The following is a 17,543-nucleotide window of genomic DNA, read 5'->3' as shown; positions in this document are numbered from 1 at the left end:
GTCCGCTTTGGGACGCAGAGCGTCTCGGGCTGCATTCCCACGCAGAGCGTGGGAACGATCGAATTGCGTTGGAGCAGGAAGAGCGTGCACAAAAAAACCGGCCAATCTCTGGCCGGTTTTTTTTGTGCCCTGCGGTCTTAGAACGTGGCGTTCTGCAGGCCGTCCAGGTAGCGCTCGGTGTCCAGTGCCGCCATGCAGCCGGCGCCGGCCGAGGTGATGGCCTGACGGTAAACGTGGTCAGCCACGTCACCGGCAGCGAAGATGCCTTCGACGCTGGTGGCCGTCGCATTGCCTTCGCGGCCGCCCTGCACAACCAGGTAACCGTCTTTCAGGGTCAACTGGCCTTCGAACAGCGAAGTGTTCGGGGTGTGGCCGATGGCGATGAACACGCCGTCGACTTTGATTTCGTCGAAGCTGCCATCGTTATTGCGCAGACGCGCACCGGTGACGCCCATGTTGTCGCCGAGGACTTCGTCCAGGTTGGCGTTCAACTTGAGGATGATCTTGCCTTCAGCCACACGGGCGTTGAGCTTGTCGATCAGGATCTTCTCGGCGCGGAAGGTTTCGCGACGGTGAATCAGAGTCACGGTGCTGGCGATGTTGGCCAGGTACAGCGCTTCTTCGACAGCGGTGTTGCCACCGCCAACCACAGCGACCGGCTTGTTGCGGTAGAAGAAACCGTCGCAGGTCGCGCAGGCCGACACGCCTTTGCCCATGAACGCTTCTTCCGACGGTAGGCCCAGGTAGCGGGCGCTGGCACCGGTGGCGATGATCAATGCATCGCAGGTATAGACGGCGCTGTCGCCGGTCAGGGTGTACGGCTTGGCAGCGAAGTCCACGGCGTTGATGTGATCGAATACGATCTCGGTCTCGAAACGCTCGGCGTGCTCGCGCATGCGCTCCATCAGCACCGGGCCGGTCAGACCATGAACATCACCCGGCCAGTTGTCGACTTCGGTGGTGGTAGTCAGTTGACCGCCGGCCTGCATACCGGTGATCAGCAGTGGCTTGAGGTTGGCGCGGGCCGCGTAGACCGCAGCGCTGTAGCCGGCGGGGCCGGAACCGAGAATGATCACTCGCGAATGACGGACTTCAGACATGAATCTGCTCCTGTTGGCCGGCCATGAAAAATCTGGCGCGGACGCCGGACGGCCGGCGGAATAAAAAAGGACCGTGGACACCTTGGGGAAGGCTTGAACTCGACAGTCCTGTAAAAAGTTGGGTGCAGCGTATCGAGGGGGGCAAGATTAAGGAAATACGGTTTAACAATCCAGCTCATAGGTGGTCTCTATGCCGAGACGCTGACGAGATAGACCTCTTTGTTACAGTGAATGTCGATTGCTCTGCCGCGCTTTCGCCGCTAGGGCAAAGCCGGTAACGTCGGCGCGTTTTCCCTTGCTTCGGAGCACCTTATGCCCGCCCCTGTTCTGTCCGGCCCGCAATACCTGCGCGAAGGCCTCAAACTGGTCCTGAGCCCTGGCCTGCGCCTGTTCGTGTTGTTGCCGCTGGCGATCAATCTGGTGCTGTTCGTCGGATTGATCTATCTGGCCGGCCACCAGTTCAGCCTGTGGGTCGACACGCTGATGCCGTCGTTGCCTGAATGGCTGAGTTTCCTCAGCTATATCCTCTGGCCATTGTTCGTGGTCCTAGTGGCCTTGATGGTGTTTTTCACCTTCACCATGCTCGCCAACATCATTGCCGCACCGTTCAACGGCTTCCTTGCGGAAAAAGTCGAAGTGGTGGTGCGCGGCACTGATGATTTCCCGGCGTTCAGCTGGGGCGAACTGATCGCGATGATCCCGCGCACCCTCACCCGGGAAATGCGCAAGCTCGGCTACTTCCTGCCGCGCGCCATCGGCCTGTTCATCCTGTCGTTCATCCCGGTGGTAAATATCGTCGCCGCGCCGTTATGGCTGCTATTCGGCGTGTGGATGATGGCCATCCAGTACATCGACTACCCGGCGGACAACCACAAACTGGGCTGGAACGAGATGCTGGCCTGGCTGCGGCAGAAGCGCTGGCAGAGCATGAGTTTTGGCGGGATCGTCTATCTGGTGCTGCTGATTCCGGTGGTCAACATCCTGATGATGCCGGCGGCGGTAGCCGGGGCGACGTTGTTCTGGGTGCGCGAGCGTGGTGCCGAAAATCTGGTGATCCAACACTGATCGCGTCACAAATCCATCATCCGACCGTAACAAGCTCGACATGGCCTCAGCCGACACTGAGGTCATGACGACAGCTCTACATATCACCCTCATCAGCGAAACCTTCCCACCGGAAATCAACGGCGTGGCCAATACCCTTGGCCGCTTGTGCGAGGGTTTGCGCACACGTGGGCATCAGGTAGAGCTCGTGCGCCCGCGCCAGGCCACCGATCCGCAACGCAGCGAAGACGATGCACTGTTGCTGTGTCGCGGATGGCCACTACCGGGCTATCCGGGACTGCAATGGGGCCAGTCGTCGATGCATAAACTGCTGCGCCGCTGGAAACGCCAGCGGCCGGATGTGCTGTACATCGCCACGGAAGGCCCGCTCGGGTTGTCGGCACTGCGCGCCGCACGGCGCCTGGGGATTGCGGTGGTGAGCGGTTTTCACACCAACTTCCAGCAATACACCAGCCAGTACGGCCTCGGTCTGCTGACGCGGATGCTCACTCATTACCTGCGCTGGTTTCACAATCGTTCGGCAATGACTCTGGTGCCGAGCGTCAGTCAGCGCCTGGAACTGGAGCGGCGGCATTTCGAGCGGCTGGCGTTGTTGTCGCGGGGTGTGGACAGCCAGTTGTTTCATCCGAGCAAACGTCAGACCGCGTTGCGTGAGCAATGGGGACTCTCTGAGACGGATATCGCGGTCATCCACGTAGGAAGGCTCGCCCCGGAGAAAAATCTGGGCCTGCTCAAACACTGCTTTGAAGGTCTGCGCGAAACTTATCCACAGCGCCATCTGAAGCTGATCGTGGTCGGAGATGGCCCGCAGCGTTCGGCGCTGGAAAAAGAACTGCCGGAGGCGATCTTCTGCGGCGCGCAGCGGGGAGAAGCCCTGGCGGCGCACTACGCCTCAGGAGATCTGTTCGTATTTCCCAGCCTGACCGAAACCTTCGGCAATGTGGTGCTGGAAGCCCTGGCTTCGGGACTCGGCGTCGTTGCCTATGATCAGGCAGCCGCGGCGCAGCATATTCGCCACGGCTACAACGGCGTGTCAGCCATGCCCGGCGATGAGCAGGCGTTTTGCGAAGCGGCGGCGTGGTTACTGGAGGAGGATGAGCGGTTGCGCTGTGTGCGGCTGAATGCGCGGCAGCATGGCAGTCGCCAGGGCTGGGCGGCGATTATCGAGCAGTTCGAGGGTTATTTGCGTGGGGCTTGTGTGGGGGAGCTGGTGGTGCCTGGGGCGCAGACACAACCTTAGATTTTCGGCGACTTAGAAACAGCTTTCGCGAGCAGGCTCGCTCCCACATGGGTACTGCATTCTTTCAGATGGAATGCGGTCGAAGGTGGGAGTGAGCCTGTTCGCGAATGGTTCGAACTGGCGCAGCTTAGACCAGGGTCATCAACGCCTCACGACTGAACGGCAGAATGTCCTGCTCACGCCCTTCACGGACTTTCTGCGCCCAGTCCGGATCGACCAGCAGCGCACGGCCCACCGCTACCAGGTCGAACTCTTCTTTGTTCAGACGCTCCAGCAGGTTTTCCAGGCTGGCCGGTTGCGCGACCTTGTCGGTGTTGACCATGAACTGCAAGAACTCGCCGTCCAGGCCGACGCTGCCCACGGTGATGGTCGGTTTGCCGGTCAGCTTGCGGGTCCAGCCAGCGAGGTTCAGATCCGAGCCGTCGAACTCCGGCTCCCAGAAGCGTCGGGTCGAGCAATGGAAAATGTCCACGCCAGCGTCTGACAGCGGCTTGAGAAACTCGCCCAGCGCTTCGGGGGTTTGTACCAGACGCGCGGTGTAATCCTGCTGCTTCCATTGCGAGAAGCGGAAGATGATCGGGAAACCCTCACCGACGGCTGCGCGCACTGCTTGAATCAATTCGATGGCAAAACGCGAACGGTTGGCCAGGCTGCCACCGTATTCGTCGCTGCGCTGGTTGCTGCCTTCCCAGAAGAACTGGTCGATCAGATAGCCGTGGGCGCCATGGATTTCCACACCGTCCATGCCGATGCTTTGCGCATCTTTGGCGGCCTGGGCGAACGCGGCGATCACGTCCTGAATGTCCTGTTTGGTCATGCCGTGCACCACGACCTGACCATCCTTGAGTTTTTCCGATGGACCGTAGCCCGGCACGCTGGCGTCCGGCTCGGTGCCGAGGCGGCGTACGCTGCCGACGTGCCACAGTTGCGGGACGATCTTGCCGCCCTCGGCGTGCACGGCGTCGACAACTTTTTTCCAGCCGGCCAGCGGCGCATCACCGAAAAATTGCGGCACGTTAGGATAGCCATTGGACGCGATGTGGCCGACGGTGGTGCCTTCGGTGATGATCAAACCAACCCCGGCGGCCGCACGACGACGGTAGTACTCAATGACTTTGGAATTCGGCACACCGCCCGGCGAAAACGAACGGGTCATTGGCGCCATGACCACGCGGGTCGGCAGTTCGAGGGCACCGAGATGGAACGGTTTGAACAGGGCTTGAACAGGCATCGAGAGGCTCCACGAAAACGTTGGCGACAGGCATGAATCGATATGACGGCGATAATATCCGCCACGTCCTTTGCGTGACAGCACTATTGATCTGAATGATTAAGGGTCAAAAGGCAGGCAAAAAAAATCGCAGCTCAATGCTGCGATTTTCTGATTCAGGCTAAGGCTTTTTCGATCGCGGCAATCACTGTCGGATCATCCGGCGCGGTGCGCGGCGAGAACCGCGCCAGCACCCGGCCATCCTTGCCGAGCAGAAACTTTTCGAAGTTCCAGGTGATGTCACCGGGAAACTCGGCGCCCTCGCCCGCCAGCAGGCGATACAACTGATGCCGCTCGTGGCCATTGACTTCGAGCTTGCTCGACAACGGAAAGGTCACGCCATAGTTGAGGCTGCAAAACTCCTGGATTTCTTTCTCCGAGCCTGGCTCCTGACCGGCAAACTGGTTGCACGGCAGGCCCAGCACAGCAAAGCCTTTATCTTTGTATTGCTGGTAGAGGTTTTCCAGTGCCGCGTACTGAGGGGTCAAGCCGCATTTGGAGGCCACGTTGACCACCAGCACGACTTGGCCCTTGAACGGCGCCAGCGGTAGCTCCTGACCATCCAGGGCTGTCAACTTAAGGTCGTGAAAAGCACTCATGCCGAACTCCAGGATTCTCGTGTTCTACTCGAAACAGCCACTTGGCGAGGCCACCAAGGACAGCCGCGGACTAAAAAGGCGCCCACAGGCGCCTCTCCAGTACTCGAAGCTTAGCGCAGAAAATCAGTGGTGATGGCCACCTTCGCCATGGACGTGACCATGAGCGATTTCTTCCTGGCTGGCGTCACGGATATCAACGATCTTCACTTCGAAGTTCAGGCGCTGACCGGCCAGAGGGTGGTTGCCATCAACGGTGACGTCGTCGCCGTCCAGATCACGGATGGTGACGATCTGCATCTGGCCGTCCGGCGCCGAAGCGTGGAACTGCATGCCGACTTCCAGCTCGTCAACGCCTTCGAACATGCTGCGGCTCAGGGTGCTGACCAGCTCGGCGGCGTATTCGCCGTAAGCGTCTTCCGGCTCAACGGCTACTTTCAGCTCGTCGCCGACAGCTTTGCCTTCAAGGGCTTTTTCCAGGCCCGGGATGATGTTGCCTGCGCCTTGCAGGTAAACCAGCGGAGCGCCGCCGGCGGAGCTGTCGATGACCTCACCAGCGTCGTTGGTCAGGGTATAGTCGATGGAGACAGCCTTATTGGCGGCGATCAGCATGGGGCGAGACCTTTTGCATAAGAATATAGAAAGGCCAAGTTTAGCGAAGCAATCGCGTGAAAGCGACCACAACCCGGACAAACGGGTTTCGACCATCACCGGCTTCCATCAGGACGAAGATGGCCATTGGGTGGTCGAGCTTTCCTGTGGCCACACCCAGCACCTGCGCCACCAGCCGCCGTGGCAAACCCGCGCCTGGGTCCTGGATCCGGCGCAACGTATTGAAAAAACAGGTCAACCCTTTGCCTGCGGTTGGTGTGCACAAGGCTCGGTTAGCGCTAACCTTGGCGACTGAATTTCGGTAGTCGGCCAGACATAGGCTGACACCCTTGCATAGAGAATTCCCATGCAAACTTTTTTTATCGCCCCCACCGATTTTGGCGTGGGTCTGACCTCCATCAGCCTCGGGCTGGTGCGCACGCTTGAACGCGCCGGTCTCAAAGTCGGCTTCTTCAAACCGATCGCCCAGCCACATCCGGGCGACACTGGCCCTGAGCGTTCCACCGAACTGGTGGCGCGCACCCATGGCCTGAAACCGCCGCAGCCGTTGGGGCTGGCGCACGTCGAACGCATGCTCGGCGACGGTCAGCTCGACGAATTGCTCGAAGAAATCATCGCCCTGTATCAGCAAGCGGCGGTCGGCAAAGACGTGCTGGTGGTAGAAGGCATGGTGCCGACCCGCAGCGCCAGTTACGCCGCGCGGGTCAATCTGCACCTGGCCAAGAGCCTGGATGCCGAGGTGATTCTGGTCTCGGCGCCGGAAAACGAAGTGCTCGCCGAGCTTTCTGGCCGTGTCGAGCTTCAGGCTCAATTGTTCGGCGGCCCGAAGGATCCGAAGGTCCTCGGGGTGATCCTCAACAAGGTCAAGACCGACGAGAGCATGGACGCCTTCGCCACGCGTCTGAAGGAACATTCGCCGTTGCTGCGCAGCGGTGATTTCCGCTTGCTTGGCTGCATCCCGTTTCAGCCGGAACTCAATGCGCCGCGCACCCGCGACGTCGCCGACCTGATGGGCGCGCAAGTGCTCAACGCGGGCGACTACGAAACCCGGCGCATGAGCAAAATCATCATTTGCGCACGAACCATGCGCAACACCGTCGAGCTGCTCAAGCCCGGCGTGCTGGTGGTGACGCCGGGCGATCGCGACGACATCATCCTCGCCGTCAGCCTTGCGGCGATCAACGGTGTGCCGCTGGCCGGCCTGCTGCTGACCAGCGACACCCTGCCCGACCCGCGCATCATGGACCTGTGCCGGGGCGCGTTGCAGGCCGGTTTGCCGGTGTTGTCGGTGAGCACCGGCTCGTACGACACCGCCAATCTGCTCAATGGCCTGAACAAGGAAATCCCGATCGATGACCGCGAGCGCGCGGAGATCATCACCGATTTCGTCGCCAGCCACCTCGACGCCAACTGGCTGCACCAGCGCTGCGGTACGCCTCGGGAGATGCGCCTGTCGCCGGCAGTGTTCCGCTATCAATTGATCCAGCGCGCGCAAGCGGCGAACAAGCGCATCGTGCTGCCCGAAGGCAGCGAGCCGTTCACCGTGCAAGCGGCGGCGATCTGTCAGGAACGCGGGATCGCCCGCTGCGTGCTATTGGCCAAACCCGAAGACGTCGAAGCGGTCGCCCGCGCCCAAGGCATCGTGCTGCCGCCGGGTCTGGAAATCCTTGACCCGGACCACATCCGCGAGCGTTACGTCGAGCCGATGGTCGCTCTGCGCAAGAGCAAAAGCCTCAACGCTCCGATGGCTGAGCAGCAACTGGAAGACACGGTGGTGATCGGCACCATGATGCTTGCGCTGGACGAGGTCGACGGCCTGGTCTCCGGGGTAATCAACACCACCGCCAACACCATCCGCCCGGCCTTGCAACTGATCAAGACCGCACCGGGCTGCACGCTGGTGTCGTCGGTGTTCTTCATGCTTTTTCCGGAAGAAGTGCTGGTCTACGGCGACTGCGTGATGAACCCGCACCCGAGCGCCGCGGAACTGGCCGAGATCGCCCTGCAAAGCGCTGACTCGGCGGCCGCATTCGGCATTACCCCACGGGTGGCGATGATCAGCTACTCCAGCGGCGAATCGGCGCGCGGTGAAGAAGTCGAGAAAGTCCGCGAGGCAACTCTGCTCGCCCATGAGCAACAAAACTCGCTGTTGATCGACGGCCCGTTGCAGTACGACGCTGCCGCCAACGCCGACGTGGCGCGGCAACTGGCGCCGAACAGTCAGGTCGCCGGGCGCGCCACGGTGTTTGTGTTCCCCGATCTGAACACCGGCAACACCACGCACAAAGCCGTGCAGCGCAGCGCCGATTGCGTCAGCCTCGGGCCGATGCTGCAAGGCCTGCGCAAACCGGTGAACGACCTGCCGCGCGGCGCGCAAGTCGATGACATCGTCTACACCATCGCGCTCACCGCAATTCAAGCCGCCAACCGACCTATGGATGTGTAAATGCTGGATTTTCTACCCGCACCCGTGCGCGGCGTAATCGCCTCGCTGCTGTTGGCGCTCAATACGATTCTGCTGTGCTCGTTCCTGTTCTGCGTGGCGCTGGTCAAGGCTTTGCCGTTTGCCTTTACCCAGCGCATCGCCGGTTGGCTGATGAGCCACACCCACGAGGCGTGGATCAGCAACAACAAGGGCTGGATGAATCTGGTACGGCGCACCCGCTGGCACCTCAGCGGCCTGCAAGGTCTCGACTATCAGCACTCGTACCTGATCACCAGCAACCACCAGAGCTGGGTGGATATTCTGGTGCTGCAATACGTGCTCAACCGCAAGATCCAACCGCTGAAATTCTTCCTCAAGCAGGAGCTGATCTGGGTGCCGGTGATTGGCCTGGCCTGGTGGGCGCTGGGCTTTCCGTTCATGAAGCGCTACTCCAAGGCGTACCTGGAAAAACACCCGGAGAAGAAAGGCAAGGACTTAGAAACCACGCGCAAGACCTGCGCGAAATTCCGGCATAACCCGGTGGGAATTTTCAACTTCGTCGAAGGCACACGCTTCACCGCAGGCAAGCATGCGCAGCAGCAGTCACCGTTCAAGTACCTGCTCAAGCCCAAGGCCGGCGGGATCGCCTTTGTGCTCGATGCGATGGGCGAACAGCTGGAATCAATCGTCAATGTGACGATTCATTATCCGGCCGGGCGTCCGGGGTTCTGGGATTTGCTCTGCGGCAATGTGCGCGATGTGGTGGTGCATTTTGAAGAAATCAAAATCCCGCCGGCCTTCATCGGCAAGAACTACGATCAGGACGGCGAGTATCGATTGCAGTTCCAGGGCTGGATCAATCAGCTGTGGCTGGACAAGGATGCGTTGCTGGAGCAGATGCACCGCGAATTTCCAGGTCACCAATAACCCCCTGTGGGAGCGAGCCTGCTCGCGAAAGCGGTGGATCAGCATACAAAGATGTTGAATGAGATAAAGCTTTCGCGAGCAGGCTCGCTCCCACAGTTTTAATTGCAGCGCTCTGAAATAAAAAACCCGCCGATGATCACTCACCGGCGGGCTTTTTCTTGCCGCTTGCAGCTAGAAGCCTGTCGCTGCTTCTACCTTAGATTGCGCCACGCTGACGCAACAGCTCCAGCACTTGCTTGACGCTTTCTTCCAGGCTCAGCGACTGCGTGTCGATCACCAGGTCGGCATTGAGCGGCACATCGTACGGGAAGGATTCGCCCGGGATGTTGTCGCCGCCAGCGTCGTACAGACCTTGCGGATCACGTTCGGCGCACACGGTCGGCGACGCCTGCACATAGACCGTCAGCAAGCGATCCTTGCCGATCAGTTCCTTGGCCTGCTCGCGACCTTCGGCACTCGGCGCAACGAACGCGGCCAGCGTCAGCAGCCCCGCTTCGTTGAACTGACGCGCCACGTGCGCGGCACGACGCCAGTTCTCGGTACGCCCGGCGCGATCTTGTGGCAGACCTTTGTTCAAATCATGACGCAGATTCTGGCCATCGAGTACAAACACCGCGCGCCCCATGTCGAACAGCTTGCGCTCGACCGCATACGCCAAGGTGCTTTTGCCCGCACCGGACAGGCCGCTGAACAGCACGGTGGCTGGTTGCTGGCCGAAGCGCTGGGCGCGTTCTTCAGTCGCCACGTGCGCCAGTTTGCCGTGATGCGTGGCGGTGCCGTGCGTCACTGGCTGCGCGACGATCATGCCAGCGCCAACGGTGCCGTTGGTCAAGCGATCGATGACGATGAACGCGCCGGTGGTGCGGTTGCTTTCGTAACCGTCGAGGGCGATCGGCGCGTCGAGCGCGATCTTCACCTTGCCGATTTCGTTGAGCTGCAACGCGCTCGCCGGGCCTTCTTCCAACGTGTTGACGTCGACCTTGTTGACGATGCTGGCGATCGAGCCCGGCACGTAACTGGTGGCGCGTTTGATGTCATATTTCTTGCCCGGCAGCATCGGCTCTTCAGCCATCCAAACCAGCATCGCTTCGAAGCTGTCGGTCACCGGCGGCACGTTGTCGGCATGCACCAACAGGTCGCCACGGGAGATGTCGATTTCGTCTTCCATGGTCAGCGTTACCGCCTGACCGGGACCTGCGTGTTCCAGCTCACCTTCGAAAGTGACGATGGACTTCACCCGGCTGCTCTTGCCCGACGGCAGCACCACGACTTCGTCGCCCTTGTGCACGATGCCGCTGGCCAGGGTGCCGGCGAAACCGCGGAAGTTCAGGTTCGGACGGTTGACGTACTGCACCGGGAAACGCAGATCGATGAAGTTGCGATCGCCCGCCACTTCCACAGTCTCGAGGATTTCCATCAGCGACTGGCCGGTGTACCACGGCGAGCGCTCGGACTTGTTCACCACGTTGTCGCCCTTGAGGGCAGACATCGGCACGAAGTGCATGCTGGTCGGCTTCATCTTCAAGCCTTCGGCGAACTTCAGGTAGTCAGCCTTGATCGATTCGAACACGCCTTCGTCGAAGTCCTTCAAGTCCATCTTGTTGATGGCGACGACGATGTGTTTGATACCCAGCAGGGAAGCGATGAAGCTGTGGCGACGGGTCTGGGTCTGCACGCCGTAACGGGCGTCGACCAGAATGATCGCCAGGTCACAGGTGGACGCACCGGTGGCCATGTTGCGGGTGTACTGCTCATGGCCGGGGGTGTCGGCGATGATGAATTTGCGCTTGGCGGTGGAGAAATAGCGGTAGGCGACATCAATGGTGATGCCCTGCTCACGCTCGGCCTGCAGACCGTCGACCAGCAACGCCAGATCGATGTCGTCACCGGTGGTGCCGACTTTCTTCGAATCGCGGGTGATCGCTTCGAGGTGATCTTCGTAGATCATTTTCGAGTCGTGCAGCAGGCGCCCGATCAGGGTGCTCTTGCCGTCATCGACGTTACCGCAGGTCAAAAAGCGCAGCAGCTCTTTACGTTCGTGCTGGCCCAGGTAGGCGAGGATGTCCTCGCTGATCAAATCAGAAACATGCGACATGACAGCCCCTTAGAAATAGCCTTGACGTTTTTTGTCTTCCATCGAGCCTGCGCCATCGTGGTCGATGACCCGGCCCTGGCGCTCGGAAGTTCGCGTCAGGAGCATTTCCTGAATGATGTCCGTCAGGCTTTCGGCCTCGGACTCCACCGCGCCCGTCAACGGGTAGCAGCCAAGGGTGCGGAACCGCACTTTCTTTTTCACGATGCGCGCTTTGTCTTCATCGGACAGGTGCTCGAGGATGCGCTCGTCGTCGATCATGATCAGCGTGCCGTTCTTCTCGATCACTTCGCGTTCGGCGGCAAAGTACAGCGGCACAATCGGGATGCCTTCGAGATAGATGTACTGCCAGATGTCCAGCTCGGTCCAGTTCGACAACGGGAACACACGGATGGATTCGCCCTTGTTGACCTTGCCGTTGTAGACGTTCCACAGCTCTGGACGCTGGTTTTTCGGGTCCCAGCGGTGCTTGCTGTCGCGGAACGAGTACACGCGCTCTTTGGCGCGGGATTTCTCTTCATCGCGACGGGCGCCGCCGAACGCTGCATCGAAACCATGCTTGTCGAGTGCCTGTTTCAGGCCTTCGGTTTTCATGATGTCGGTGTGCTTGGCGCTGCCGTGGGTGAACGGGTTGATGTTCTGCGCCACGCCATCGGGGTTGATGTGGGTGATCAGGTCCAGGCCCAAGTCTTCGACCATCTTGTCGCGGAACTTGTACATTTCCTGGAATTTCCAGCGGGTGTCGACGTGCATCACCGGAAACGGCAGTTTGCCCGGGAAGAACGCCTTGCGTGCCAGGTGCAGCATCACGGCGGAGTCTTTACCGATGGAGTACAGCATCACCGGGTTATCGAACTCGGCGGCCACCTCGCGGATGATGTGGATGCTTTCCGCCTCCAGCTGTTTCAGATGCGTCAGTTTGTCGACCATGGCTACTCACGAAAGCTTTCTTATGAACGGCCAGCGGGCCGTGTTCGAGCGAGGAATCCTAGCACAGCGACCTCTTCTAATCAGGACGCCAACTAGATCGAAAGGGTATATGAATATGCCCACCAGTTCGGCCGTCAGGGCCGAACGTGGGAGCGAGCCTGCTCGCGAAGGCGGGGTGTCAGGCACCTTTGTATTGAAGGTCTGACGCCTTCGCCAGCAGGCTCGCTCCCACAGGAGTTTGAGGTGAGTTCAGATCGGATTCGGGCAATCGATGAAGATGTGCTCCAGGGCAAAGCGCTTCGCCAGATACTCACCCAGCGCCTGTACGCCATAGCGCTCGGTGGCGTGGTGGCCGGCGGCGATGAAGCTGATGTCGTTTTCCCGCGCACTGTGGAAAGTCTGCTCGGAGGCCTCGCCACTGATGAACAGGTCGACACCCGCCGCCACGCCCTGGTCGATATAGCCCTGGCCACCGCCGGTGCACCAGCCGACGCGGCGGATCATGCCGCTGCCTTCGATCAGCAGCGGCTCGCGGCCCATGACTTCCTGCACCTTGCGCGCGAAATCCCGCGCAGTCATTGGCTCATTCAGTGAGCCGACCAGCCCGACGACTTTCGGATTGCTCGGGTCGAGCGGCCCTTCGACAGTGATGTCGAGCTGACGCGCCAGTTGCACGTTGTTGCCGACGTCCGGGTGCAGATCCAGCGGCAGGTGATAGGCGAGCAGACTGATGTCGTGCTTGAGCAAGGTTTTCAAGCGGCGCTGTTTCATGCCGGTGACGCAAGGGTTTTCGCCTTTCCAGAAATAACCGTGGTGGACCAGGATCAGGTCGGCCTCGGCTTCCACGGCCGCGTCCAGTAAAGCCTGGCTGGCGGTGACGCCGCTGACGATACGCATCACCTGCGGGCGGCCTTCGACCTGCAATCCGTTGGGGCAATAATCGGCAATTTTCGCACTGCCCAGGTAACGGTCGGCTTCTTCGACGAGGGTGCTGAGGGCAACGGCCATGAAAGACTCCTAAATATCCCGTTCAGAGGCGCGCGCGGCCTCGTATAATGCGCGACATTATGGGCGGTCTGACCTCGCCTGCAACCTTTCCAGGAACGTGCTTAATGCTCAAGGCGCTGCGTTTTTTTGGCTGGCCGCTGTTGGCCGGTGTGCTTATCGCTCTGTTGATTATTCAGCGTTACCCCGAGTGGGTCGGGCTGCCGAGCCTCGACGTCAATCTGCAACAGGCCCCTCAGACCACGATCGTGCAGCAGGGGCCGGTGTCCTATGCGGATGCGGTGGGCATCGCCGCGCCGTCGGTGGTCAACCTGTACACCACCAAGGTCATCAACAAACCGGCGCATCCCTTGTTCGAGGATCCGCAGTTCCGCCGCTTCTTCGGTGATAACTCGCCGAAACAGAAGCGCATGGAATCGAGCCTGGGTTCCGGGGTGATCATGAGCCCGGAAGGCTACATCCTTACCAACAACCACGTCACCAGCGGCGCCGACCAGATTGTCGTGGCGCTGAAGGATGGTCGCGAAACACTCGCGCGGGTGATCGGCAGCGATCCGGAAACCGACCTTGCTGTCCTTAAAATCGATCTGAAAAACCTGCCGGCAATCACCGTCGGCCGCTCCGACAGCATTCGCATCGGTGACGTCGCGCTGGCCATCGGCAACCCGTTCGGCGTCGGCCAGACCGTGACCATGGGCATCATCAGCGCCACCGGCCGTAATCAGTTGGGCCTGAACAACTACGAAGACTTCATCCAGACCGATGCGGCGATCAACCCGGGCAACTCCGGCGGTGCGCTGGTCGATGCCAACGGCAACCTCACCGGTATCAACACGGCGATCTTTTCCAAATCCGGCGGCTCGCAAGGCATCGGTTTTGCCATCCCGGTGAAACTGGCGATGGAAGTGATGAAGTCGATCATCGAGCACGGCCAGGTGATTCGCGGCTGGCTGGGCATCGAAGTACAACCGCTGACTCAGGAACTGGCGGAGTCGTTTGGCTTGTCCGGGCGACCGGGGATTGTCGTCGCGGGGATCTTCCGTGACGGCCCGGCGCAGAAAGCCGGCCTGCAACTGGGCGATGTGATTCTGAGCATCGATGGCGAGCCGGCCGGCGATGGTCGCCGCTCGATGAACCAGGTGGCGCGGATCAAACCGACCGACAAGGTGACGATTCAGGTCATGCGCAACGGCAAGGAGCTGAAGCTGACGGCTGAAATCGGCCTGCGTCCACCGCCGGCACCGGTGAAAGAAAAAGAAGAGTAAAAATGTTTTCGCGCCAGTGGCGCGAATAACAGACATTCTCAACAGGCATGTTATATTGTTTCAATTCTAGCAATTGGAACAACATAACATGTCGTCTCGCAAAAAGGCCTCGCTGCTGGGCCTGACTCTGGGTTTGCTCTGCGATCCCGCCTTCGCCGATGAGCCGGAGCCCGTTGAGCTGGAAGCCATCAGCGTCACTTCCGACTACGAATCACCCACCGGCCCGGTCAGCGGTTATCGCGCGACTCGCTCGGCCAGTGCGACCAAAACCGACACGGCGATTCGCGATATCCCGCAAGCCATCAGCGTGGTCCCGGCCAGTGTGCTCTCGGATCTGGGCAGCACCAGCGTTGAACGCGCGCTGGATTTTGCCGGCGGCGTGTCGAAGCAGAACAACTTCGGCGGCCTGACCCTGTACGAATACAGCGTGCGCGGCTTCACCACCTCGGAGTTCTACAAGGACGGCTTCAGTGCCAATCGCGGTTACCCGAGCACGCCGGATGCAGCGAACATCGAGCGCATCGAAGTGCTCAAAGGCCCGGCCGCCAGCCTTTACGGCCGGGGAGATCCGGGCGGCACGGTGAACATCGTCACCAAGAAGCCGCAGCCCGAAGCGTTCACCACTGTGCAAACCAGCGCCGGCAGTTGGGATCGCTACCGCACCGCGCTGGACGTCAACACGCCCCTTGATGACCAGGGCAATGTGCTCTCGCGCATCAACTTCGCCGTAGAAGACAACAACAGCTTTCGCGACCACGTCGACAGCCAGCGGGTATTCGTCGCGCCCTCGATCAGTTGGCAGTTGAACCCGGACACCTCGCTGCTGGTGGAGAGCGAAATCGTCCGTCACAACTCGACGTTCGATCGTGGTGTGGTGGCGCCGAACAACAAGTGGAGCGGCGTATCGCGCTCGACCTTCCTCGGCGAGCCCAACGACGGCAACATCGACAACCACAACAACCTGCTCCAGGCCACTCTTGAACACCATCTGAACGACAGCTGGAAACTGCGTCTGGCCAGCCACTACAAGGAAGGCAAGCTCTGGGGCGACGCCACGGAACAACGCGCGCTGAACGCCGACGGCCACACGGTCAACCGCCGCTTGCGCGAACGCGATACGAGTTGGCACGACAGCATCACCCAACTGGAACTGCGCGGTCTGTTCGACCTCGGCCCGTGGCAGCACGAATTGCTGATCGGCACCGAGTACGAGAATTATCGCAAGGACGAACGCGTCACCACCATTGCTGGCGGCCCCTACGCTATCGACATCTATAAGCCGGTCTACGGCCAGCCGAAACCCAACGGCGCACGCTCGGGAACCGACTTCTTCGAACACGTCGAAAGTCATGCGCTGAATCTGCAGGACCAGATCATCTTCACCGACAAGCTGCGCGGCATGGTCGGCGCGCGCTTCGAGCATTTCGATCAGCGCATCGACGATCACAGCCGCAACGCCAAAAGCCAGCAGCGCCACGACGCACTGACTCAACGCGCCGGCCTGCTCTATCAGCTCACGCCGAGCACCGGCCTGTTCGCTAACGCCTCGACCTCGTTCAAACCGAACAACGGCCTGGATGCCTCCGGCAAATCCTTCGACCCGGAAGAAGGTGTCGGTTACGAAGTGGGGATCAAGAACGAACTGTTCGATGAGCGCGTGAGCAGCACCCTCGCCTTCTTCCACATCGACAAGGAAAACGTTCTCGCCCTCGATCCGGGCACCGACACCAGCCGCGCCATGGGCAAGGCGCGCAGTCAGGGTTTCGATTGGCAAGTGAGCGGCCAGGTGACCGACGCGGTGCGGGTCATCGGCGCCTTCGCCTACATCGACGCCGAGGTGACCAAGGGCGACGCGACCATTCCTACCGGCAGCCGCATCCTCGGCGTGGCTAAACGCAGCGGCAGTCTGCTGGGTGTTTATGAATTTCAGGATGGCCGACTGCGCGGTTCAGACGTCGGCGCAGCGTTCACTTACGTCGGCGATCGCTCGGGCGAATCCGGCAGCGACTTCGAATTGCCGGCCTACCAGACCGTCGACCTGCTCGCGCATTACAAGGCCAGCGACAACGTCACGCTCGGCCTGAACCTGAACAACATCTTCGACGAAAAATACTACGAGCGCTCTTACAGCAACTACTGGGTCAACCCCGGCGAGCCACGCAATTTCACTGTCAGCCTGACACTCAACCTGTAAAAGGACGTCACCATGCACTACGGCAAATCCCTTCTGCTCATCGCTGCGCTGTTCACCGGCCAGGTGTCGGCGCACGGCCTGTGGACAGAGGAGCGACGCGGCAACATCGAAGTGATCTACGGCCACGGCGCCGAAGACAACGCCTTCAAGGCGCAGAAAATCAGCGGTGCCTGGGCTTATGACGCAAGCGGCAAAATGATCCCGGTCAGCGTCGAGCGCCTGGCCGATCATGCCCGTTTGAAACCATTGAAGCCGCCGGCGGTGCTGGCCGTGGCGCTGAACAACGGCATGTGGTCGCAGACGGCGGACAAGAAGTGGATCAACGAAGGACGCAGCAAAGTGCCCGGCGCCACCGAGGCCACGCAGACGTTCAAGTACAGCCTGGCGATCTATCAGCCGGGGACGAAGTTGCCGAAACTGGAGCAGATCAAACTGCTGATCCTGCCGGAGGTTGATCCGCTGACGGTCGGGCCGGGTAAATCGTTACCGGTGCGGGTGCTGCTCGATGGCAAACCGGCGGCGGGGGTGAAGTTGTATGGCGACTATCGCAGCGCGCCAAACACCCTGAGCACCGAGACCGACAAGGATGGGCGTGCGCAGGTGCTGGTGCGTAATGAAGGGTTGAATGTGATTGCGGCGCAGGTCGAGGTGCCGGTGAGGGACAGCGCGGATGTGGACAGTCGTGGGTTGTTCAGTTCGCTGACATTCCTTGGCGAGCCGCATCACGAATAAAAGCACACCCTCACCCCAGCCCTCTCCCAGAGGGAGAGGGAGCCGACCGAGTTGTCTTGCGGGATACATCGACCTGAAAGACCGAGTCGA

General features: G+C 60.5%; 15 protein-coding genes. 8 read left to right on the top strand and 7 right to left on the bottom strand.

The window, feature by feature from the left end:
* Window positions 1-137: 137 nt before the first annotated feature.
* Window positions 138-1,100 (bottom strand): thioredoxin-disulfide reductase, encoded by a 963-nt coding sequence (gene trxB / locus V8J63_RS25280; RefSeq protein ID WP_016771656.1) that lies wholly within the window; start codon window positions 1,098-1,100, stop codon window positions 138-140.
* 312 nt (window positions 1,101-1,412) lie between these two features.
* On the opposite strand from trxB, the gene cysZ reads away from it, so the two are divergent.
* Window positions 1,413-2,165 carry a sulfate transporter CysZ gene (gene cysZ, locus V8J63_RS25275; RefSeq protein ID WP_130887177.1) on the top strand — a complete coding sequence of 251 codons (753 nt, stop codon included), beginning with the start codon at window positions 1,413-1,415 and terminating at the stop codon, window positions 2,163-2,165.
* Between the two features lie 40 nt (window positions 2,166-2,205).
* The gene (locus tag V8J63_RS25270; RefSeq protein ID WP_130887176.1) at window positions 2,206-3,405 is read left to right on the top strand and encodes a glycosyltransferase family 4 protein; all 1,200 of its coding nucleotides are present in this window, start codon (window positions 2,206-2,208) and stop codon (window positions 3,403-3,405) included.
* A 127-nt stretch (window positions 3,406-3,532) separates the two neighbouring features.
* Here V8J63_RS25270 and V8J63_RS25265 read toward each other — a convergent pair whose 3' ends face one another.
* From V8J63_RS25265 to V8J63_RS25255, 3 genes are all read right to left on the bottom strand, one after another.
* Window positions 3,533-4,636 carry an NADH:flavin oxidoreductase gene (locus tag V8J63_RS25265; RefSeq protein WP_122508236.1) on the bottom strand — a complete coding sequence of 368 codons (1,104 nt, stop codon included), beginning with the start codon at window positions 4,634-4,636 and terminating at the stop codon, window positions 3,533-3,535.
* A 155-nt stretch (window positions 4,637-4,791) separates the two neighbouring features.
* Window positions 4,792-5,274, bottom strand: coding sequence for a glutathione peroxidase (locus V8J63_RS25260; RefSeq protein ID WP_016771660.1), 483 nt, complete (start codon window positions 5,272-5,274; stop codon window positions 4,792-4,794).
* 123 nt (window positions 5,275-5,397) lie between these two features.
* A complete protein-coding gene (locus V8J63_RS25255; protein ID WP_016771661.1) occupies window positions 5,398-5,883 on the bottom strand; it encodes an FKBP-type peptidyl-prolyl cis-trans isomerase in 486 nt (161 codons plus the stop codon).
* Between V8J63_RS25255 and V8J63_RS25250 the strand changes: the two genes are divergently transcribed.
* The 3 genes from V8J63_RS25250 to V8J63_RS25240 are packed head-to-tail and all read left to right on the top strand — an operon-like array spanning window position 5,852 to window position 9,235.
* The gene (locus V8J63_RS25250) at window positions 5,852-6,178 is read left to right on the top strand and encodes a DUF3565 domain-containing protein (protein WP_073473919.1); all 327 of its coding nucleotides are present in this window, start codon (window positions 5,852-5,854) and stop codon (window positions 6,176-6,178) included. The two genes, V8J63_RS25255 and V8J63_RS25250, sit on opposite strands and share 32 nt — an antisense overlap.
* Window positions 6,179-6,229: 51 nt before the next feature.
* Window positions 6,230-8,329, top strand: coding sequence for a phosphate acetyltransferase (gene pta, locus V8J63_RS25245; RefSeq protein WP_024011632.1), 2,100 nt, complete (start codon window positions 6,230-6,232; stop codon window positions 8,327-8,329).
* Complete coding sequence (locus V8J63_RS25240; protein ID WP_125927120.1) at window positions 8,330-9,235, top strand: acyltransferase; 906 nt, start codon at window positions 8,330-8,332, stop codon at window positions 9,233-9,235. It begins immediately after the preceding gene.
* Between the two features lie 196 nt (window positions 9,236-9,431).
* Here the strand turns inward: V8J63_RS25240 and cysN are convergent, their stop codons facing one another.
* From cysN to V8J63_RS25225, 3 genes are all read right to left on the bottom strand, one after another.
* On the bottom strand, window positions 9,432-11,330 hold the full coding sequence (cysN, locus tag V8J63_RS25235; RefSeq protein WP_336464802.1) for a sulfate adenylyltransferase subunit CysN: 1,899 nt from the start codon (window positions 11,328-11,330) through the stop codon (window positions 9,432-9,434).
* Window positions 11,331-11,339: 9 nt separating this feature from the next.
* Complete coding sequence (gene cysD, locus V8J63_RS25230; protein WP_016771664.1) at window positions 11,340-12,257, bottom strand: sulfate adenylyltransferase subunit CysD; 918 nt, start codon at window positions 12,255-12,257, stop codon at window positions 11,340-11,342.
* Window positions 12,258-12,506: 249 nt separating this feature from the next.
* Window positions 12,507-13,265, bottom strand: coding sequence for a Nif3-like dinuclear metal center hexameric protein (locus V8J63_RS25225; RefSeq protein WP_024011629.1), 759 nt, complete (start codon window positions 13,263-13,265; stop codon window positions 12,507-12,509).
* A gap of 104 nt (window positions 13,266-13,369) precedes the next feature.
* Between V8J63_RS25225 and algW the strand changes: the two genes are divergently transcribed.
* The 3 genes from algW to V8J63_RS25210 all read left to right on the top strand — a co-directional run bounded on the left by algW (window position 13,370) and on the right by V8J63_RS25210 (window position 17,453).
* Complete coding sequence (gene algW, locus V8J63_RS25220) at window positions 13,370-14,527, top strand: Do family serine endopeptidase AlgW (protein ID WP_016770590.1); 1,158 nt, start codon at window positions 13,370-13,372, stop codon at window positions 14,525-14,527.
* 88 nt (window positions 14,528-14,615) lie between these two features.
* On the top strand, window positions 14,616-16,721 hold the full coding sequence (locus V8J63_RS25215; RefSeq protein ID WP_336464801.1) for a TonB-dependent siderophore receptor: 2,106 nt from the start codon (window positions 14,616-14,618) through the stop codon (window positions 16,719-16,721).
* A gap of 12 nt (window positions 16,722-16,733) precedes the next feature.
* A complete protein-coding gene (locus V8J63_RS25210; RefSeq protein WP_130927087.1) occupies window positions 16,734-17,453 on the top strand; it encodes a DUF4198 domain-containing protein in 720 nt (239 codons plus the stop codon).
* Window positions 17,454-17,543: the final 90 nt, after the last annotated feature.

Source organism: Pseudomonas sp. CCNWLW23 (genome assembly GCF_037095675.1).
In the GTDB taxonomy this organism is placed as follows: domain Bacteria; phylum Pseudomonadota; class Gammaproteobacteria; order Pseudomonadales; family Pseudomonadaceae; genus Aquipseudomonas; species Aquipseudomonas atacamensis.
The sequence above is the reverse complement of the archived record's forward strand: the minus strand, read 5'-3'. Positions and strand labels throughout refer to the sequence as shown.